General features: G+C 60.0%; 14 protein-coding genes and 1 pseudogene. 4 read left to right on the plus strand and 11 right to left on the minus strand.

From position 1 onward, the window contains the following. The 8 genes from F8N62_RS17200 to phnD form a co-directional block, all read right to left on the minus strand. Positions 1-811, minus strand: an 811-nt coding sequence (locus tag F8N62_RS17200) for an FAD-dependent monooxygenase (RefSeq protein ID WP_191632396.1), incomplete at its 3' end; no start/stop codon positions are given. Between the two features lie 225 nt (positions 812-1,036). Further along, the gene (gene phnX, locus F8N62_RS17205) at positions 1,037-1,864 is read right to left on the minus strand and encodes a phosphonoacetaldehyde hydrolase (RefSeq protein WP_150711789.1); all 828 of its coding nucleotides are present in this window, start codon (positions 1,862-1,864) and stop codon (positions 1,037-1,039) included. Positions 1,865-1,943: 79 nt separating this feature from the next. Beyond that, positions 1,944-2,816, minus strand: coding sequence for a LysR substrate-binding domain-containing protein (locus F8N62_RS17210; protein ID WP_150711790.1), 873 nt, complete (start codon positions 2,814-2,816; stop codon positions 1,944-1,946). 54 nt (positions 2,817-2,870) lie between these two features. Next, on the minus strand, positions 2,871-4,166 hold the full coding sequence (locus F8N62_RS17215) for an MFS transporter (protein WP_150711791.1): 1,296 nt from the start codon (positions 4,164-4,166) through the stop codon (positions 2,871-2,873). Between the two features lie 121 nt (positions 4,167-4,287). Further along, entirely contained in the window at positions 4,288-5,379 is a 1,092-nt protein-coding gene (psrA, locus tag F8N62_RS17220; protein WP_150711792.1) for an iron-containing alcohol dehydrogenase PsrA, read from the minus strand. Between the two features lie 137 nt (positions 5,380-5,516). Further along, positions 5,517-6,335 carry a phosphonate ABC transporter, permease protein PhnE gene (phnE, locus tag F8N62_RS17225; RefSeq protein ID WP_150711793.1) on the minus strand — a complete coding sequence of 273 codons (819 nt, stop codon included), beginning with the start codon at positions 6,333-6,335 and terminating at the stop codon, positions 5,517-5,519. A gap of 2 nt (positions 6,336-6,337) precedes the next feature. Continuing rightward, positions 6,338-7,135, minus strand: a complete 798-nt coding sequence (phnC, locus tag F8N62_RS17230) for a phosphonate ABC transporter ATP-binding protein (protein ID WP_150711794.1) — start codon at positions 7,133-7,135, stop codon at positions 6,338-6,340. Then, complete coding sequence (gene phnD, locus F8N62_RS17235; RefSeq protein ID WP_150711795.1) at positions 7,132-8,001, minus strand: phosphonate ABC transporter substrate-binding protein; 870 nt, start codon at positions 7,999-8,001, stop codon at positions 7,132-7,134. The genes phnC and phnD overlap by 4 nt, the downstream gene beginning before the upstream one ends. A gap of 109 nt (positions 8,002-8,110) precedes the next feature. On the opposite strand from phnD, the gene F8N62_RS17240 reads away from it, so the two are divergent. Then, positions 8,111-8,992 (plus strand): LysR substrate-binding domain-containing protein, encoded by an 882-nt coding sequence (locus F8N62_RS17240; protein ID WP_150711796.1) that lies wholly within the window; start codon positions 8,111-8,113, stop codon positions 8,990-8,992. Positions 8,993-8,998: 6 nt separating this feature from the next. On the opposite strand, the gene F8N62_RS17245 is transcribed toward F8N62_RS17240, so the two are convergent. Continuing rightward, entirely contained in the window at positions 8,999-9,652 is a 654-nt protein-coding gene (locus F8N62_RS17245) for a TetR/AcrR family transcriptional regulator (protein ID WP_150711797.1), read from the minus strand. 126 nt (positions 9,653-9,778) lie between these two features. On the opposite strand from F8N62_RS17245, the gene F8N62_RS17250 reads away from it, so the two are divergent. The 3 genes and pseudogenes from F8N62_RS17250 (at position 9,779) to F8N62_RS17260 (ending at position 14,423) form a co-directional block, all read left to right on the plus strand. Next, positions 9,779-10,996, plus strand: a complete 1,218-nt coding sequence (locus F8N62_RS17250; protein WP_150711798.1) for an MFS transporter — start codon at positions 9,779-9,781, stop codon at positions 10,994-10,996. A gap of 264 nt (positions 10,997-11,260) precedes the next feature. Further along, a pseudogene (locus F8N62_RS17255) lies at positions 11,261-12,518 on the plus strand (OmpP1/FadL family transporter). Between the two features lie 99 nt (positions 12,519-12,617). Then, a complete protein-coding gene (locus F8N62_RS17260; protein ID WP_150711799.1) occupies positions 12,618-14,423 on the plus strand; it encodes a sulfatase-like hydrolase/transferase in 1,806 nt (601 codons plus the stop codon). Positions 14,424-14,632: 209 nt separating this feature from the next. Here the strand turns inward: F8N62_RS17260 and F8N62_RS17265 are convergent, their stop codons facing one another. Then, positions 14,633-15,490, minus strand: a complete 858-nt coding sequence (locus F8N62_RS17265; RefSeq protein ID WP_191632397.1) for a hypothetical protein — start codon at positions 15,488-15,490, stop codon at positions 14,633-14,635. Positions 15,491-15,620: 130 nt separating this feature from the next. After that, positions 15,621-17,006 carry an amidohydrolase family protein gene (locus tag F8N62_RS17270; protein WP_150711800.1) on the minus strand — a complete coding sequence of 462 codons (1,386 nt, stop codon included), beginning with the start codon at positions 17,004-17,006 and terminating at the stop codon, positions 15,621-15,623. Positions 17,007-17,018: the final 12 nt, after the last annotated feature.

The following is a 17,018-nucleotide window of genomic DNA, read 5'->3' on the forward strand; positions in this document are numbered from 1 at the left end:
CTTTGCGCTCGATTTCCAGCTCCTGCGGGTCAATCCAGGGAGCGATCAGGCGGGCGATGCTTTCCGGGCTTTCCAGTTCCTCGCGCGATTCGCCGGGCTGGAGCATGAACTCCCAACGTTCCCTGCCGCCCGGGGCGGGCATGTGCGGCGTTGGACGCTGTGGATCACAGATAAACTCGATGTGATCAATCGCTGTTTGATGGCGGTTCTTGATATCGACAATGAGCCAGTCTTCCGCGTAGGTCTGTCCTTCGAATTCCTCGCCAATCAGTGCCCTGACCCTGGAGCTTGCGCCGTCCGCACCTACCAGATAACGGGCGCGGACGGAATGCATCTGGCCATTCTGATCGCGCAGGGTGGCAACCACACCGTCTGCCTCCTCGAGCAGGTTCTCGAGCTCGAAGCCCCCCAGGCTGTTCACTGATTTCAACCGGGAAACCTGGCTGCGCATCGCGTGTTCGAGGTCGGGTTGATAGAAGGTCACCAGTTTCGGATGGCCGTCGATACAGCCCGCCGTGTCGGCCCGACCGAATTGCCCGAGGACCGGGGAGTGCATCTTCACCTCAGGGATGGCGATCTTCTCGAATGCGTCGTCCGATAATCCTGCCAGTTGCAGGATGCGCAGCGCCTCGTTGTCCAGCGCAATGGCGCGGGGCATCAGCAACACCTCGTGGCTTTTGTCCAGCACCAGTGTCTCTATCCCATAGCGGCCGAGCAGCGCCGCGATGGTCGCACCGACCGGACCGTTGCCGACGATCAGCACATCGACGGTGGCAGGCGGCAGTTCGGAAAGGTTCTTGTTGTTGTTCATCTCGAGCCCTTGTTGTGATTGAAGTCGTGAGGCGCGCAGGTCTCATCGTCAGGCAGGGTCAAGATATGTAAAACTGAGACAAGTTTCAATATTGAATTATTTGTCATTAATCTTTCAGATCAATGACAGGTTTTGACGGAGCAAGTCGAGGCTGTTATCCAGCGCCTGGAGTTCAGCCTCGACCAAGGTGACGTTCGCGCCGTCAGTTTCGATCACCGAACCGCATCAGCAACCCTGTGGTGTTTCCCCCCTTGCCAGACGGGCGTTGATGTCTTCGATGATCGCCGGCAACTCGACGATGGTGTCGATCAAGTAGTGCGGACGAGAGCCTTCGAAAACCTTGACGATGCGGGCGCGTTCGGCGGCGAGTTTGTCGGCGGGCAGGGCCTTGTACTGATCGTAGGTCAAGCCCAGTGCGTTGCCGGAGCAGGTCAGCGCGACCGTCCACATTCCGGCACTGCGGCCTTCAAGGATTCCCGGCCAGGTGTCGTCAACCTTTACACAAGCGGCGACATCGCTGATGCCCAGCGCAATCACGTTGGCCAATGCCTGAGCCGGGTACGGGCGCCCATTGGGCACTTCATCGGTGGCCACCACATGGTCGGCGACGTAGCCGTTTTGCCGCGCCAGCTCGACCACTTTTGCCATGACGACCGCCGGATAACCCGAGCAGGAGCCGATTTTCAGGCCCTTGTCGCGCAAGGCATCGATGGCATCCAGGGCTCCGGGAATCAGCGCCGAATGCAGTGCGATCTTCTCGATCTGTAGCGGCATGAAGCGCTCGTAGAGCGCGGTCACGTCTTCATCCGTCGGCAAGCGATCGAACGCTGCGCGGTAGCGTTCGGCGATCTGTGGCTGGTTGCAGAGCGTGCGGATGTGGTCCCACTTGCCCATGCCCATAGGGCCGCGCGCTTCCTCCAGCGAAACGGCCACACCGAACTCGGCGAAGGCCTCGACGAAAATCTGGGTGGGGGCGAAAGAGCCGAAATCGACGACGGTGCCCGCCCAGTCCAGGACCACGGCTTGCAGTTGAGTGGGTTGTTGATAGTTCATGGTGAGTCTCCATTTTTGGGTAAGGGAAGGCCTTGCCTCTCGTCACCGGGAAGCAGGCCTGTTCAAACGCGTTACAGAATCAAATGGCTGGCGGTGGGCTTGAGTCAAACAACTCGGCGATCATCGGCCGGTTTCTGCGGATACCCAGGCAGCACAGGTGGTAGTCGATGGAAAACGGATGGTCGACAAAAGTGATCGGGGTGGTGCCCGGTGTTTCGGCGTATTCCACGGCAGACACAAAACCGATGCCAATGCCCTTGGCGATGGCGTGGACGATGGCTTCGCGGCTGTTCAACTGCATGACGCAGTTGAGCGAGACGTCGAGACGCTTGCAGCTTTCTTCGACCAGCTGACGCGTGCGTGAGCTCTTTTCCCGAAGCACGCAGCTCTCTTTGCTGATCTGCTCAACGTGCACCTCTTTCTGCGCGGCCCACGGATGGTCGTCGCGGACCACGGCAATGATCGGATAGCGTCGGTAAAGCCGGGTCTCAAAGCGTTGATCGAAATCGGACAGCGCCAGAATGGCCACATCAATATCAAAATTGAACAGTCGGTCCAGCGTCTCTTTTTCCGGGGAGAACGAGGTTTCAAGTTCGATGTCAGGATGGCGCTGCATCAGTTCGTACGTCAGGTTCATCGCAATGGGCGGGGAGACCGCACCCAGGCGCAGCATGCCGGTCTTGCGCTGCTTGAAACTGTGCAGCAGTTGCACGGCTTCATCCTCCTGACCGAACAGGCCTTGGGTGATCGCATAGAGCTTGTGTCCCGCCGAGCTCATTTCGATAAAGCGGCCACGACGATGGAACAGCTCCACGGAAAACTTTTTCTCCAGCGCATTGACCTGTTCACTCACCGTTGGCTGACCGACGCTCAGGTATTCGGCGGCGAGGGTGAAGCTGCCGGTCTTCGCCACCGCATGAAAGGAGCGTAGCCACTTGTGGTACTGGTACATAGAAGGTCCTGTTCCTGAACTGACGCTTTTGATTCAAGGCTTTGTGCCGGGTCATCAACGTCTGATGAACAGCGCGACCACCGCACTGCACAGGCACGCACTGGTGACTACGATGAAGATCAACGATGTATTGCCAGTACTGTCGAGCATACTGCCGATCAGCGGTTCCGCCAGACCTGCGAACAGATAGGACGAGAAGTTCATGACGCCGGTGGCCGTGCCAGCCCGCTTCGCTCCGACCAGATCCGGGCACAGCGCCCAAAAGCTGGACGCCGGGCCGTACACGAAGAAACCGCAAAGGAATAGCGCTATAAGCCCGGTCGCGCTATGGGGCGCAAGCGTCCACATCCACAGGCTGGTGGCTGCACCGAGGACCATGTAGAGCATGATCGCCAGGTAGCGTTTGGAGCCGAACAGCTTGTCTGAAATCCAGCCATTGCTAAGCGCGCCGATGGCCATGCCCACGGGCAGCGCCACCGTGATCCACTTCGGATCAATCATGCTGTCGCCGCTTTTCCAGTTGGCCCCCAGAAAGTGCACCGGCACCCAGACGATCAGGCCGTAGCGAGCGGCGTTCTGGAATCCCAGAGACACAGCGGCGACAATCAAACGGAAGTTCTTCAGCACCGCTTTGTAGCGTTGCGCCGAGGTCTCGACTTCGCCTTGCGCCACTTCATGATTTTTGTCATCGGCGTTGGCTACGCCGGTATCGGTCAACGGTTCAAAACCCATGTCCTGCGGACGTTCGCGTGCCACCAGATAGAAGATGATGCCGCCCGCCAGCATCAACAGCACAGGCAACCGAAAGATCCAGCGCCACTCCAGGTGCATCACCTCAAGCACTACGATTGAGGTCACGTAAGACAGCACCGAGGCGCAACCGGCGGCGAACACGTACAAGCCATACACCTTGCCGCGCTCGCCGGTGCTCCACCAATTGGATATCAGCCGACTCCCTGGCGCCCAACCCAATGCCTGGAAATAGCCGTTGATGCCCCAAGGCAGAATCAGAGCGGCAAAATTGCTGGCGAAACTGGTCACCCAGTTGGCGGCGCAGGACAACACGGCACCCGCGGTCATGATCCGGCGACCGCCGTATTTGTCCGCAAGGTTACCGTTGATCGCCTGCCCGATGGCATAGGCCCAGAGCATGGCGGCCGAAGCCCATCCAAGGTGCTCCTTGGTAAAGCCGAACTCGGCCTGGATACCCGGAATGGCAAAACCGAAGGTCTGCCGGCCGGTGTAGAAGAACAAATAACAGAACATCGCCGCCAGCAGCATGCGCCACTGAGCGACTCGAAACGAGGAAGTATGTGTGGCCAGGGCAGGCATGGTTTGGGCACGATTCATGATCTTTTCCTTATTATTGTCGGTCCCGCCGAATGGCGTCGGCAGGTGCACACTTTTGTGGGTGCAGCAGGAAATCGTCGCGGCTCGTCATGCCGCTGTCGGTGCGTAGGGGGTAGAGTCTCTAGGCGGCCTGGGAGCCGATGAAGTTTTTACCGCGTGCACCCTGCAGGGCGAAATTGATCATTTCCTCGGCTTCCGATGCTGAGACGCCGTAGTCGGAAAACTCGGTTTTCACTTCCAGGCTATGCAGGAATTCGCGTAACTGGTCTTGGGCCTGCTGCAGGTCGCTGCCGAAGATACGTTGAAGGGTTCGGTCGCGCGCTGCGTCATGGCCCCAGGCAAGGCCCAGCACCAACGGCAGGGTAAAGGAGCAGGCGATACCGTGCGGCAAGCCATGGCGCAGGGTCATTTCGTAGGAAATCGAATGCGCCAGTGCGGTCTTGGTATTGGAAAACGCCAGGCCTGCCTTCAGTGCGGCTAATGCCATGCGCGAGCGCAGTTCCTTGTTGGACAAGTCACGGCGCAGCAGCGGCAGGCATTCGAGGATGTCCTCGATGGCGGAGACTGCGAAGGTATCCGAGACCGGGTTGGCATTGATGTTCCAGATCGACTCGAGTGCATGCGACAAGGCATCCAGGCCAGTGGAAACCGTCACCCCGGCTGGAACTGTGAGCATTAACTGCGGATCGACAATCGCCACTTTCGGCCAGGTGCATTCCAGGTGCAGCGAGTATTTCTTGTGGCTGGCCGAATCCCAGATCGTCGCCCAAGGGGTGACTTCGCTCCCCGTACCTGCGGTGGTCGGGGCCGCGATCAGTAACTTGCTGCGCGCCGGAACGAAGGGTTTTCCGGTTGCCAGCAATGCGAGCAATTCATCAAATCGGCCCGATTCGGTGCCCACGATCAACGCCTTGGCAGTATCGATGGCGCTGCCTCCGCCCACCGCGATAACGACCTGGCATTCGTCGGCCTGTTGCCAGAAACGTTCATAGGTCGCCCGTAGCTGAGCGACGTCGGGATTGGGCTGGACATCCTCGATCACATACACCAGTCGGTCGCCCAACAGGTCCTGGATGCGGTCGACCAACCCCAACCCACGCGCTTCGGGGAAGGTGACAAGGGCGACTTTCTGGTTGTCGGTAATATCGGCAAGCTCGAGGAGGCTGCCCCAGCCGAAACGTGTATCAACTGGATTATGGAAGCGGGCAGTCATGGCGGGTCCTTTGTTTTTGTTGTTGGAAGTGACCCCATACTCGGGGCCCTTCAACAACAGCTCAAATCGATAATTCGCAGGCTTTGATCGGCTGAGCCGATACCGTCGTCAGTGAAAGGTTTTTGCGCGAAGCGTTTTCAGTCATGAGCGCCGCGCTGGATAGCGTTGCGCAGCCTCCCAGACACCGCGTCTGCAGCGATCACCATCAGGGTGATGACGATGATGCAAGTGGCGGTCTCCTGGTATTTGAAGAGTTTCAGGCTACTGACCAACTCAAATCCAAGCCCGCCAGCACCGACCATGCCGAGCACGGTGGCCGAGCGAAGATTGACTTCGAAGCGGTACAGGATCACGGCAATCCAGGCCGTGATGACTTGTGGCAATACGCCGAAAACGATGACCTGCAATGGCCGCGCACCGGTCGCCTGTAGCGCCTCGATCGGGCCCTGATCGATTTCCTCGATGCTCTCGGCAAAAAATTTACCGAGCATTCCCAAGCCATGCAGTGCCAACGCCAACACTCCGGGGAACGGGCCCAGGCCAACCGCCGAAACAAAAATCAGCGCGAGGATCAGCTCGTTGATGCTGCGGGTGAAATTCAGAAACTGCCGGGTCGTGTGGAACACCAGGCGATTGCGGCTCAGGTTGCGCGCGGCGAGAAATGACAGCGGGATGGCCAGTAGCACGCCAAGCAATGTTCCCCAGATAGCGATTTGCAGAGTTTCGACGGCGGGTGCCAGCAATCTTGGGAGGATACTCAGGTCTGGTGGAACGGTGCGTGCCAGGAAATCACCAATTTGCGGCAGACCGGCCGCCAGTTCACCCACGCTCAGCTGCGCGCCGGAAGCGCTCCAGTGCAGGGTCAAAATCACCGCCAGCACGATTGCGCCGGTGGACAGCCAGCCGCGGGCGCCGCGAGGCAAATCCACTGTCCACAGATAGGGTTGCTGTTTCATCTTCAAACCCTCAGTTGCGAAGCATGGTTGATCGACTGGGGTGCTGTAGCAGCCGGGCTTTGCGACTCCGTTGCCGGTCCGGGGTAGATACGCTGCAAGTCGGCTTCGGTCATGCTTGAAGCGTCACCGTCAAATACCAGCCTGCCGTGGGCGAGGCCGACGATTCGATCACCAAACTCGCGGGCGTAATCCACCTGATGCAGGTTGCACAGCACCGTGATGCCCAATTCCCGGGTGGCGTCGCGCAGATATTGCAGAACCAGGCGCGCGGTCTTGGGATCAAGACTGGCCACCGGTTCGTCCGCCAGAATCACTTGTGGACACTGCGCCAGCGCACGGGCAATGCCGACGCGTTGCATCTGTCCACCGGACAGCGCATCGGTGCGTTCGCCGGCTTTATGGGCAAGCTCGACGCGTTCCAGGCACTGCATTGCCAACGCCACATGCTCGCGACGAAACAGTTGCAGGACTGACGAGAGCGTTGACACAGCGCCCAGGCAACCGGTGAGGACATTCTTCAGTACGCTGAGCCGAGGCACCACATTGTGGTGCTGGAAGATCATTGCCGCCTGACGTCGCAGCACGCTGGTGTCGCGGCAGGCGAGTGCGTCGATGCCCGCCACTGTGAGCGCCCCTGAATCGGCCTGCACCAGCCGGTTGATACAGCGCAACAACGTGGATTTGCCGGCGCCGGACTGGCCCAGCACCACCACAAATTCTCCCGCGGCCACCTCCAGGTCGATGCCGCGTAAAACCGGGTTTGGCCCGTAGTGCTTGGTCAGTTGGCTGATGCTGATCATTTCAGCCTCCGCAAATCGAGATCGAGCACTTTGGCGGTGTCGCGCACCACGTCGTAAGCCGCGTCGGTTGTCGGCTGGAAGCCATCCAGCTGGCCCTGGTCACCCCACGGCACGTCCTTGATCGAGGCGAGGGCGGCCGCGACTTTCTGCTTCAGTGCCGGGTCGAGGTTTTTACGCCAGACCATCGGCGATTCCGGAATCGGGCGAGAGCTCCAAACCACCTGGAAGTCATCCGGCTTCACCAGTCCCCTGGCCACCGCGTTTGCAAGAATGCGGTCGGCGACAGCGGCGGCGTCAACCTTCTGGTTCGCCACCGCGAGGATGCTGGCGTCGTGGGAACCGGAGAAGATCACGCGCGAAAACAAGTTGCCCGGGTCAAAACCGGCCTGTTCCAGTCCAGCCTTGGGAAACAGGTGGCCGGAAGCGGAACTCGGGTCGACAAACGCAAACGTACGGCCTTTGAGATCGGCCAACTCACGAATGCCGCTGTCCTTGCGAGCCAGAATCAAACTGCGGTAGGCGCTCTGACCGGTTTTTTTGGTGACGGCTACTGCGAAGGCTTCGACGTCCGCCACCGATGTGGCCAGCACGTAAGAGAATGGGCCGAGATAGGCCACGTCCAGCTTGCCTGCACGCAGTGCTTCGATAATGCCGTTGTAGTCGGTGGCGACAAAGGGTTCGACCGGCATGCCCAGTTTGCTTTCGAGGCTGCTGAGCACTTGTTTGCTGGACTCGATCATCGCCTGGGAATCTTCCGACGGGATCAACCCTATTCTGAGTGTGTCGTTCGCCGCCGCGTGGCACACGCCGCTTATCGAGAGGCACGCAATAGCAGCGACACGCAAAAATCTGGAGAAGTTGTTCATGGCATTCCAGGAGGTGGGTGGGAGTCGCCTCAGGTTAGGAATGTCACGTGACAGTCATACGATCAATTCAATATGGGTTTGTGCAGCTAACTATTGATGGAGTCTATGGATGTCGACCGCCAGAATGCGTGCTTTTCTCGCCGTGGCCCGCCACGGAAGTTTCAGCGCGGGAGCGCGGGCGTTGGGGCTCAGCCAACCGACGCTGACCACCCAGGTCCAGAGCATGGAGCGCCAATACAATCTCGAACTGTTCCACCGCCGCGGGCGGCGCATTGAGTTATCCGATGTTGGCCGGCAATTACTGCCGATCGCCCAAGCGATGGCCGCGCTTGATCTGGATGCGCACAACTTGCTGCGTGATTCCGGTCAGCTCGACAGTGGCCAGCTGAAACTTGGCGCGGTGGGCCCGTTTCATGTGATCGAAATGGTTGATCACTACTTGCAACACTATCCGCGCATTGACGTTTCGATACGGGTGGGCAACTCGGCGCAGGTCCTGGCCGATCTTGAAAGTTATGTGACGGACATCGCGGTGCTCGCCGGGCGGCATGACGATCCGGGGCTTTGCGCGGTGCATTACGCGCGTCACGCCATCATTCTGTTTGCTCACCATGAGCATCCATTTGCCGGGCGCGATTCAATACGCCTGGAGGAACTGGAAGGCCAGCGGCTGCTGCAACGAGAGCCAGGTTCGACAACGCGTCTGGTCCTGGAACAGGCCTTGAGTGCGGCGCAGATCGTTCCGCGCATCGCCATGGAAATTGGCAGCCGCGAAGCACTCCGTGAAGCGGTGGTGCGGGGCATCGGGTTGGGGGTCGTGTCCGAAGCGGAGTTTATCGCTGACCCTCGCATCCGGACGATCCGCCTCGAAGGCGATCCGCTGTACACCGAGACGTATCTCTATTGCCTGGCGGAACGTCGTTCCAGCCGGCTGATTACATCGTTTTTCGATGTCGTACTTTCTGCACAGACTAACGGCTCACAGGTATGACTAGTATCAGGACAGGCGAACGGCGGCGTTGTGCTCAGTGCGTTCTACGCTAGCGGCCGCACTGTCCCACGTCTGCATTAGCTGGTTGATGGCCGTATCAATGACCTCATGCGCCATGCCATCCCGAGCAAGGATGGAAATGCCCTGGAGGAAACTGTCGAACACCGTAGCCATCGCGGGCACGTGGAGAGTGGCCGGCAACTGTCCGGCACTGACACCCCGTTCGACACACGCCAGAATCCCCGCGCGCGTTCGGGTGCGAGATTGGGTCAGGGCATCGGCCACCCGCGCATTCTCCGGGCTGGGCGCACTCATTACGCCGAGGGCCACCATGCAGCCTTTCGGGTGACCTTCTTCACACTGCATGCGCGCCGACTGGCGCAGCGCCGTCTCGATGGCCTGGCGTGGCGGCAGGCTATCGTCCCACAGGCATTCGGTGACCTGAGCGAAGGTCGCCAGGTAACGCTGCACACACTCATCAAACAACGCCTCCTTGGAACCGAACGCCGCGTAAAAACTCGGCGCGGAAATGCCGCCGCCCAGTTCGGCTTTCAACTGAGCGAGGGAGGTCGCGTCGTAGCCGTGCTGCCAAAACAGGTGCAAGGCCTGCTCTACGGCGAGATCGCGGTCGAAGGTGCGGGGACGGCCCATTTGCGCCATGTGAAGGCTCCTCTGGATGAGAGATAAATACTAGTTGATACATAAGTCGTTGACAACGCACGCCGGTAGCCCTCAACATTTATATCGATCAGTATTTAAGTCTGAAATCTTCTCAAGGAATCTGCCGTGACACCCTCAATCACTTTGTCGGCAACGCCCGAGCGACTGCCCATCGGCGCCTTGCTCGCCCTGGCCATGACCGGCTTCATCTGCATCGTCACCGAAACCCTGCCCGCCGGCCTGTTGCCGCTGATCAGCGAAGGCCTGGCGATTTCTCCTTCCATGGCCGGCCAGATGGTCACCGCCTACGCGCTGGGCTCGGTGCTGGCGGTCATCCCCATGACCATCGCCACCCGAGGCTGGCGCCGCCGCAACGTGCTGCTGCTGACCATCGTCGGGTTCCTGTTGTTCAACTCGATCACCGCGTTGTCCTCTCACTACGGCGTGACCCTGATCGCGCGCTTCTTCGCCGGCATCGCCGCGGGGCTGGCCTGGAGCCTGCTGGCCGGCTACGCCCGACGCATGGTCGCGCCCCATCAACAAGGCAAGGCGCTGGCGCTGGCCATGGTCGGTACGCCGATTGCCCTGTCCCTGGGCGTGCCCCTCGGCACCTGGCTCGGCGGCCTCGTGGGTTGGCGCACGACCTTCGGCATTATGTCGGGGTTGACGCTGGTGCTGATTGCCTGGGTACTGGTGAAAGTGCCTGACTACCCGCCCCAAGCCGCGCATCAGCGCATGTCACTGCGCGCCGTGCTGACCATGCCGGGCGTGCGGCCCGTGCTGGCGGTGGTGATCAGCTGGATGCTGGCACACAACATTCTCTACACCTACATCGCCCCGTTCGTGGCCTCGGCGGGGTTGGGGCAGCGGGTGGATTTGGTGTTGCTGATGTTTGGTATTGCGGCGCTGGCGGGAATTTGGGTGACTGCCAAATTGGTTGAGCCGTTATTGCGCAACACGGTGCTGGTGAGCCTGGCGGCCTTCGCGGCGGTTTGCGTGCTGTTCGGCTTTTTGGGCAGCGTGCCTGAAGTGATTTACATCGGCGTGGTGTTTTGGGGGTTGAGCTTCGGCGGCTCGGCGACGCTGCTGCAAACGGCATTGGCGGATGCGGCGGAGGAGGGCGCGGATGTGGCGCTGTCGTTGAATGTAGTGGCCTGGAACAGTGCGATTGCGGGGAGTGGCGTGCTGGGTGGGGTGTTGCTCGACACGTGGGGCGTTGCGTCTTTTCCCTGGGCGATGGCGGTGTTGGTGGGAGTGGGGTTTGCGATCGCATGGGGGGCCAGCGCTCACGGCTTCAAACCGGGCCCGCGTGCGGCTGGCCGGGCAGCGGTTGCGGGGCACTGAGCGTTTTTGCAGCCGCCTGTTTTGGATCGCCTGGTTGACGTGCAGAGCCGGGCGATAAAGCGTCAGACGTGATTTAGCTTATTTCTACGTTCGCTGCTAACGTTAATGGGTGTACTGAGCTGTTGCCCCCTGCGGCATTCGCCGTCTCGCCGTTATTTCCATCATTACTGCACTGCGGTTTTTTGAAGGGAGCTACCAATGACGGTTCTACGTATTCGCGATGCGCCTATACACGCCGCCAGGCTTTCATCGGTACTCGGCACGATGGCAGTGGCGAGCCTGCTGGGTACGTCTGGCCAAACCTGGGCTGGCGGAATTTCACTGTATGAGGCAGGCCATGAAGGCAGTGGCCTGGCCAATGCGGGGGCGGCAGTCCTGGCCACCGACCCCAGCGTGTTAATGAGCAACCCGGCCGGGATCAGCAAGCTCAAGGGCACGCAAATCAACGCCAACGCCCAATTCATAGTGGGTGGCATCAGCTTTTCCCGCGATGGCGACAACACGTTTGACGGCGGTAACGGCGGCAATCCCTTGCCCTATTTGCCGGGCAGTAGCTTTTTCATCAGCCACGAAGTCAATGACAAGGCCAGTATCGGCTTTGGCATGTATGGCAACTTCGGCCTGGCAGTGGACTACGACGATGATTGGGCCGGGCGTTATTTCACCCAGGAATCAGCGATTATTGGCCTGTCGTTCCAGCCGACGTATGCCTACAAGATCAACGAAGATCTTTCGATCGGCTTCGGCCCGCGGTTGATGTACACCTACTTTCGCACCGAGGTGGCCATCAATAACAATGTCCTGGGCCAGTTCAATACCCCCGATGGGCAGCTGCGTTACAAGGACGCCGACTGGGGCGTCGGCTTCAATATCGGACTGCTCTACGACCTCGATGAGCGGACCAGGCTTGGCCTGGCCTATACGAGCAAAATCAAACTCGAATTCGAAGATCAGGCGGAGCTCAAGGACATCACCAATCCAGTGCTCAGGCTGGGACTGAACCGGCTCGATGCGCAAGGCTTGAGCCTGGACATGACGGTGCCGCAAACGGTGTTGGCCAGCCTGTCATACCAACTCGATCCGCAATGGACACTGCTGAGCAGCGTGGGCTGGCAGGACTGGAGCGAGTTCGGCAAGATCGGCGTCGAGGTCGATTCCGATGCCCTGGGCAACGTCTCCACGACGGCCGATAGGCAGTACAAGGATACCTGGCACCTGTCGTTAGGGGCGCAGAATCAGATCAACAAGCAATGGCGCTGGAGTGTCGGGGTCGGCTACGACTCCTCCGCTGTCGATGATGAAGACCGCACCGTTGATAACCCCATGGGCGAGAACTGGCGCCTGGCAACTGGCGTGAACTATGCCCTGGACGCCAACACCGACCTGCACTTTGCCTATACGCTGGTTTGGCTGGGCGACATGCCGGACCAACAGACCAAGAACACCGGGGGCTCCCTATCTGGAGAGTACTCGAACGCAGCCTTGCACATGCTGGGAGGGGGGGGTTGTCTGGCGCTTCTGAGTCAGCGGCTGATTGAACACGAACCCGCTCAATAGTCGTTAATGCAGTGTCGTCTTGCGGCACGCAATTCCGGGTTCCCGAACCACGGAGACCAAGGCTATGGAACACGATCAGGAACCCGGCGTCCTCTCTCGGCGCGACGTGCTGCGCATCACCGGTCTAGGGGCGGTAGCGGTGGGCCTCGGGGTGAGTCGCGCTGGAAGTAGCGAGGCTTCAACCTTGAGCGCTCCCGCCCCCTCTGTCAGCGATGGAGTGCGAGCGGCTGGTCCTTACAACATCCTGTTCATTCTTACTGACCAAGAGCGCTTTTTTCGTCCAGGTGAGTTGCCTGCCGGCTATAGCCTGCCCGCGCATGAACGGTTGATGAAACAGGGCACGACATTCGTCAATCACCGCATCGGCTCCTGTGTGTGCACGCCATCGCGTTCGGTGCTCTACACCGGCCAGCACATCCAGCAGACGAGAATGTTCGATAACACGAATTTTCCATGGATCGACAGCATGTCGACCGATATCCCAACCATCGGGGACATGTTGCGTGGGGCGGGTTACTACACCGCCTACAAAGGCAAGTGGCACCTGACCAAGGAGTTCGAGACCGCCAACCAGATTGATACGCCGAACAGAATTTTCACGAAGGAAATGGAGGCCTATGGCTTCTCCGACTACTTCGGCATCGGTGACATCATCGCCCATACCCAGGGCGGATACCTACACGACGGCATCATCACCGCCATGGGCGGCAGCTGGCTGCGAGGCAAGGGGCGCGAGCTGGCGGCGCAAGGGAAACCGTGGTTCCTCGCGGTCAACCTGGTCAACCCGCATGATGTGATGTACTACGACACCGATGGGCCGGGCACCGTGATGCAGGCAAAGCGCGGCATCATGCAAGTGGCGCGCGATCCCCGCGATCCGCTGTATGACCAGCAGTGGGACTTCACACTTGCGTCCAATCATGCCCAGCCGCTTGACGCGCCGGGCCGCCCACCGGCGCACCGCGATTTTCTTCGTTCGCATGACGCGCTTGTAGGTTCCATTCCGAGTGAAGAAGCTCGCTGGCGTCGGCGGCACAACTACTATTTGAATTGCCTGCGCGACGTCGACCGCAATATCGCTGTGCTGCTTGCTGAACTAGACGCGTCGGGGCTGAGCGACCGGACGATTGTTGTTCTCACCGCGGATCACGGCGATATGGACGGCGCCCATCAGCTTCACGCCAAAGGAGCGGTGGCGTACCGAGAGCAAAATAACGTTCCACTGCTCATCGCCCACCCGGCCTACACGGGCGGCAAAGAGTGCCGGGCCGTCACTTCGCACGTCGATATCGCCACGACACTGGTCGGCCTCACCGGCACGTCAGCTGACAAGCAGGCAGCTATCGTCAAAGGCCTCCCCGGCAAGGATCTGTCCGGTTTGCTGGCAGCTCCCGAGAAGGCCGGGTTCAATGCCGTCAGGGAAGGCGCGTTGTTCAACTACAACATGTTTGCCTACATGGACGGAGACTTTCTCAACAAGGCCATGGAGTACATCCAGCAGGGCGGTAAACAGAACCAGCTCAAGAGTGCCGGCATTGTCCCGGACATGAAAAAGCGTGGGGCGGTGCGGTCGGTCTACGATGGGCGCTACGTGTTCGCCCGTTATTTCTCGCCCAAAGAGCACAATCAGCCGACATCCCTGGAATCTCTTTACCGGTTCAACGACGTCGAGTTGTACGACCTGCACGTCGACCCACTCGAGATGAACAACCTGGCAATTAACGACAAGCAGAATCGCGAACGGGTGATGGCCATGAACGAAAAGCTCAACCGGCTCATTGAAACAGAGGTCGGCGAGGACCGTGGACAGATGCTCCCCGGCGGCATCGACGCAGGGTGGGAAGTGACAGCGCAGACGATGGCGCCTTGAGTCAGTGCGAGCCCGATAGTGCTCCTCAGACGAACAACTGATCGTTAGCCATCGCAGTGCTCCGTGAGCATTGGTCGGACCGTAACCGTGGCTACGGCCGATGCAGGCGGCTGCGACATTTCGGCTGGAGACGGTAGGCGAACGAGCGATGAGCGATTAGACGGCAAATAAGGCATGGCCGTCTGAACGGAACTCATTTATCCGCCCGGTTACAGATGCCATTCCAGATTCACAAACGTCGTGTTGGCCTCCGTCCCCGATGTATTGGCCGAGCTGTTGCCGAACTTGTTTTTCCAGTACTCATAACCCACCCCGGCGAAGAACGTGTCTTTCTTGCCGACCGTGAGCGCGCCGACATCCACCAGCAGGCTGAGGTGCACCAGGGTTTCGCTGACGCTGTCGTTACCAAAGCCGTCTTTGCCCTTGGGCGGGACGAAGTTGGCAAAACCCTTGAATTTGAGCGGTACCGAATCGAGCTGGAAGGGAATGTCCCACGCGGTTTCCAGGTAGTAGGTGTCATCGAAGTGGATATCGTGCTCGCGGGCGAACGGCGAGCCATTGTGGTTGCGCTCGGAGCGGTACATCACGCTAAAGTCCCAAAAACCCGGCACGTCGAAATTCACCGTCGGGCCGATCACGAGCATGCGCTTCGCCGGGGCGAACGCGGTGTTTTTGGTGTTCCAGTCGACGCCGCCTGACAGTGACCAGTCGCGAACGGGACCCCACTTGAAATCCTTGCCGGAAATTTTATGCAGCGACAGTTGATGGCGATAGATTGCATACACCTCGGTCGCACCGTTGTCGCCACCGTCGGCTGGATCGTCTTTATCGGAAAACAGCACCTGAACGTTGAGGAAGTTGCCGCCGTATTGGTAGCCATCAACGTGGGTGAACTCGACGACATGCTTGGCGATGGGGCCGTCGATACCTGGCTCGGCAAAGTGGGTGCCGTACCAGTAACTGAATGAATTGTCGCTCCAGTCTGCGGCGTGTACTGCAGTGGCCATCGTCAACAACAGCGTACTGGCGGCAAAGGTCTGCCGAACGAGAAACTTGCGCTTCTGCATCTTTGATTTCCTTGAATTACCGAGAAACCTGTAGGAGCCAGCTTGCTGACGATCGGACCGACACGGTCTGCCTGACTGCCGCCACCGCCGGTAAACCAGCCCCAACAGGAGGGATGTGTTGGCGGCTGGATCAGTCGCCCTGCATCAGCTGCTGCACGCCTTCCCACGCTTCAGCGCGCAGTCGCTCCAGATCCAGACCCGGAATCACGCCGTTGTCGACCACCAGCCGCCCTCCGACCATGCTGTACTGCACGGCAATCGGCTCGCCTGCGACCACCGGCGCTACGGCGATATCGTGGAAGCCAAAGAACCGTGGGTGATCGAGGCCATAGATCACCAGGTCCGCTGCCTGGCCCACTTCCAGCGTGCCGACCGCGCCCAGGCCCAACACCTGCGCGCCGCCGGCCGTGCCCCAATGAATGACCTCCTCGGCGGTGGTCGCAGAGGCGCCTTGTTCGGCGCGATGAATCAACCAGGCGGTGTGCGCCTCACCGACCATACTGCCGGATTCGTTCGATGCCACGCCGTCGACACCTAGCGAAATCGGCACCCCGGCCTCGACCATTTGCGGCACTGGTGCAACGCCGCTGCCCAGTCGCGCATTGCTCACCGGGCAATGGGAAATGCCGGTGCCGGTTTGCGCGAGCAGGCGGATTTCCCCCGGTTGCAAATGCACCGCGTGGGCGAACCAGACGTCGGGCCCGAGCCATTCGTGTTCGGCGACGAATTCCACCGGCAGGCAGTTGTATTTCTCGCGGCAGAAGTTGACGTAGTTCTGCGTCTCCGAGAGGTGCGTGTGCAAGCGCAAACCGAGGCCGCGTGCGGTATGCGCAAGCTCGCGCAGCAAGGTCGGCGGCAGCGAGAACGTCGGCGTGGTCGGCGCTACCACCACGCGGCGCATCGCGTCCGGCGTGTCCTGGTGGTAGCGCGACTTGAGCCGTTCAATGTCACCGACCATCTGCGCCAGCGTCTCCGGTTGCAGCGCGGTTTTCGAGAAGCCGGGATGCGCGCTGGCGGACTCCAGCGCGCCACCGCGGCACAGTACGAAACGCATCCCGAATTGGTCCGCCGTGTCGAACAACAGGTCACCGGTCTCGGTCGTGCCGTTGGCGTGATAGAGGTAGTGGTGATCGGCGCAGGTCGTCACCCCCGACAACAGCAATTCGGCCATGCCCAGGCGCGCGGCGATCTGCGCCAGTTGTGGGGTGAAACGGTTGAGGCGCGGATAGGGCACGCTGGCCAGCCAGCCTTGCAAGTCTTGATTCAAGCCTTCGGGTACCGCTTTGAGGAGGTTTTGAAACAGGTGATGGTGGGTGTTGATCCAGCCGGGGTAGACCACTGAGTTGCGCGCATCGATCACCCGTTCGCCGGGTTGCGCCACCAGGTCCGCTGCCATTTCGGCAATGCGCCCGTTGACGATGCGAATGTCGACGTTGCCGGCGCGGGCACGCGAGCCGCGCAGGCCGGTCATCACCGCCAGCGGGTTTTTGATCAGAATGTTTTGAAGTTGAGTCATGTGCTTCTCCAG

Source organism: Pseudomonas fluorescens (assembly GCF_902497785.1).
In the GTDB taxonomy this organism is placed as follows: Bacteria; Pseudomonadota; Gammaproteobacteria; order Pseudomonadales; family Pseudomonadaceae; genus Aquipseudomonas; species Aquipseudomonas fluorescens_BO.

What these genes read in the sequence shown, in the direction of transcription:
- phnD (WP_150711795.1), bottom strand. Translation starts at nt 8,001, where the DNA reads ATGAACAACTTCTCCAGATTTTTGCGTGTCGCTGCTATTGCGTGCCTC.
- phnC (WP_150711794.1), bottom strand. Translation starts at nt 7,135, where the DNA reads ATGATCAGCATCAGCCAACTGACCAAGCACTACGGGCCAAACCCGGTT.
- F8N62_RS17260 (WP_150711799.1), top strand. Translation starts at nt 12,618, where the DNA reads ATGGAACACGATCAGGAACCCGGCGTCCTCTCTCGGCGCGACGTGCTG.
- F8N62_RS17265 (WP_191632397.1), bottom strand. Translation starts at nt 15,490, where the DNA reads ATGCAGAAGCGCAAGTTTCTCGTTCGGCAGACCTTTGCCGCCAGTACG.
- F8N62_RS17240 (WP_150711796.1), top strand. Translation starts at nt 8,111, where the DNA reads ATGTCGACCGCCAGAATGCGTGCTTTTCTCGCCGTGGCCCGCCACGGA.
- phnX (WP_150711789.1), bottom strand. Translation starts at nt 1,864, where the DNA reads ATGAACTATCAACAACCCACTCAACTGCAAGCCGTGGTCCTGGACTGG.
- F8N62_RS17245 (WP_150711797.1), bottom strand. Translation starts at nt 9,652, where the DNA reads ATGGCGCAAATGGGCCGTCCCCGCACCTTCGACCGCGATCTCGCCGTA.
- F8N62_RS17270 (WP_150711800.1), bottom strand. Translation starts at nt 17,006, where the DNA reads ATGACTCAACTTCAAAACATTCTGATCAAAAACCCGCTGGCGGTGATG.
- phnE (WP_150711793.1), bottom strand. Translation starts at nt 6,335, where the DNA reads ATGAAACAGCAACCCTATCTGTGGACAGTGGATTTGCCTCGCGGCGCC.
- F8N62_RS17215 (WP_150711791.1), bottom strand. Translation starts at nt 4,166, where the DNA reads ATGAATCGTGCCCAAACCATGCCTGCCCTGGCCACACATACTTCCTCG.
- F8N62_RS17210 (WP_150711790.1), bottom strand. Translation starts at nt 2,816, where the DNA reads ATGTACCAGTACCACAAGTGGCTACGCTCCTTTCATGCGGTGGCGAAG.
- psrA (WP_150711792.1), bottom strand. Translation starts at nt 5,379, where the DNA reads ATGACTGCCCGCTTCCATAATCCAGTTGATACACGTTTCGGCTGGGGC.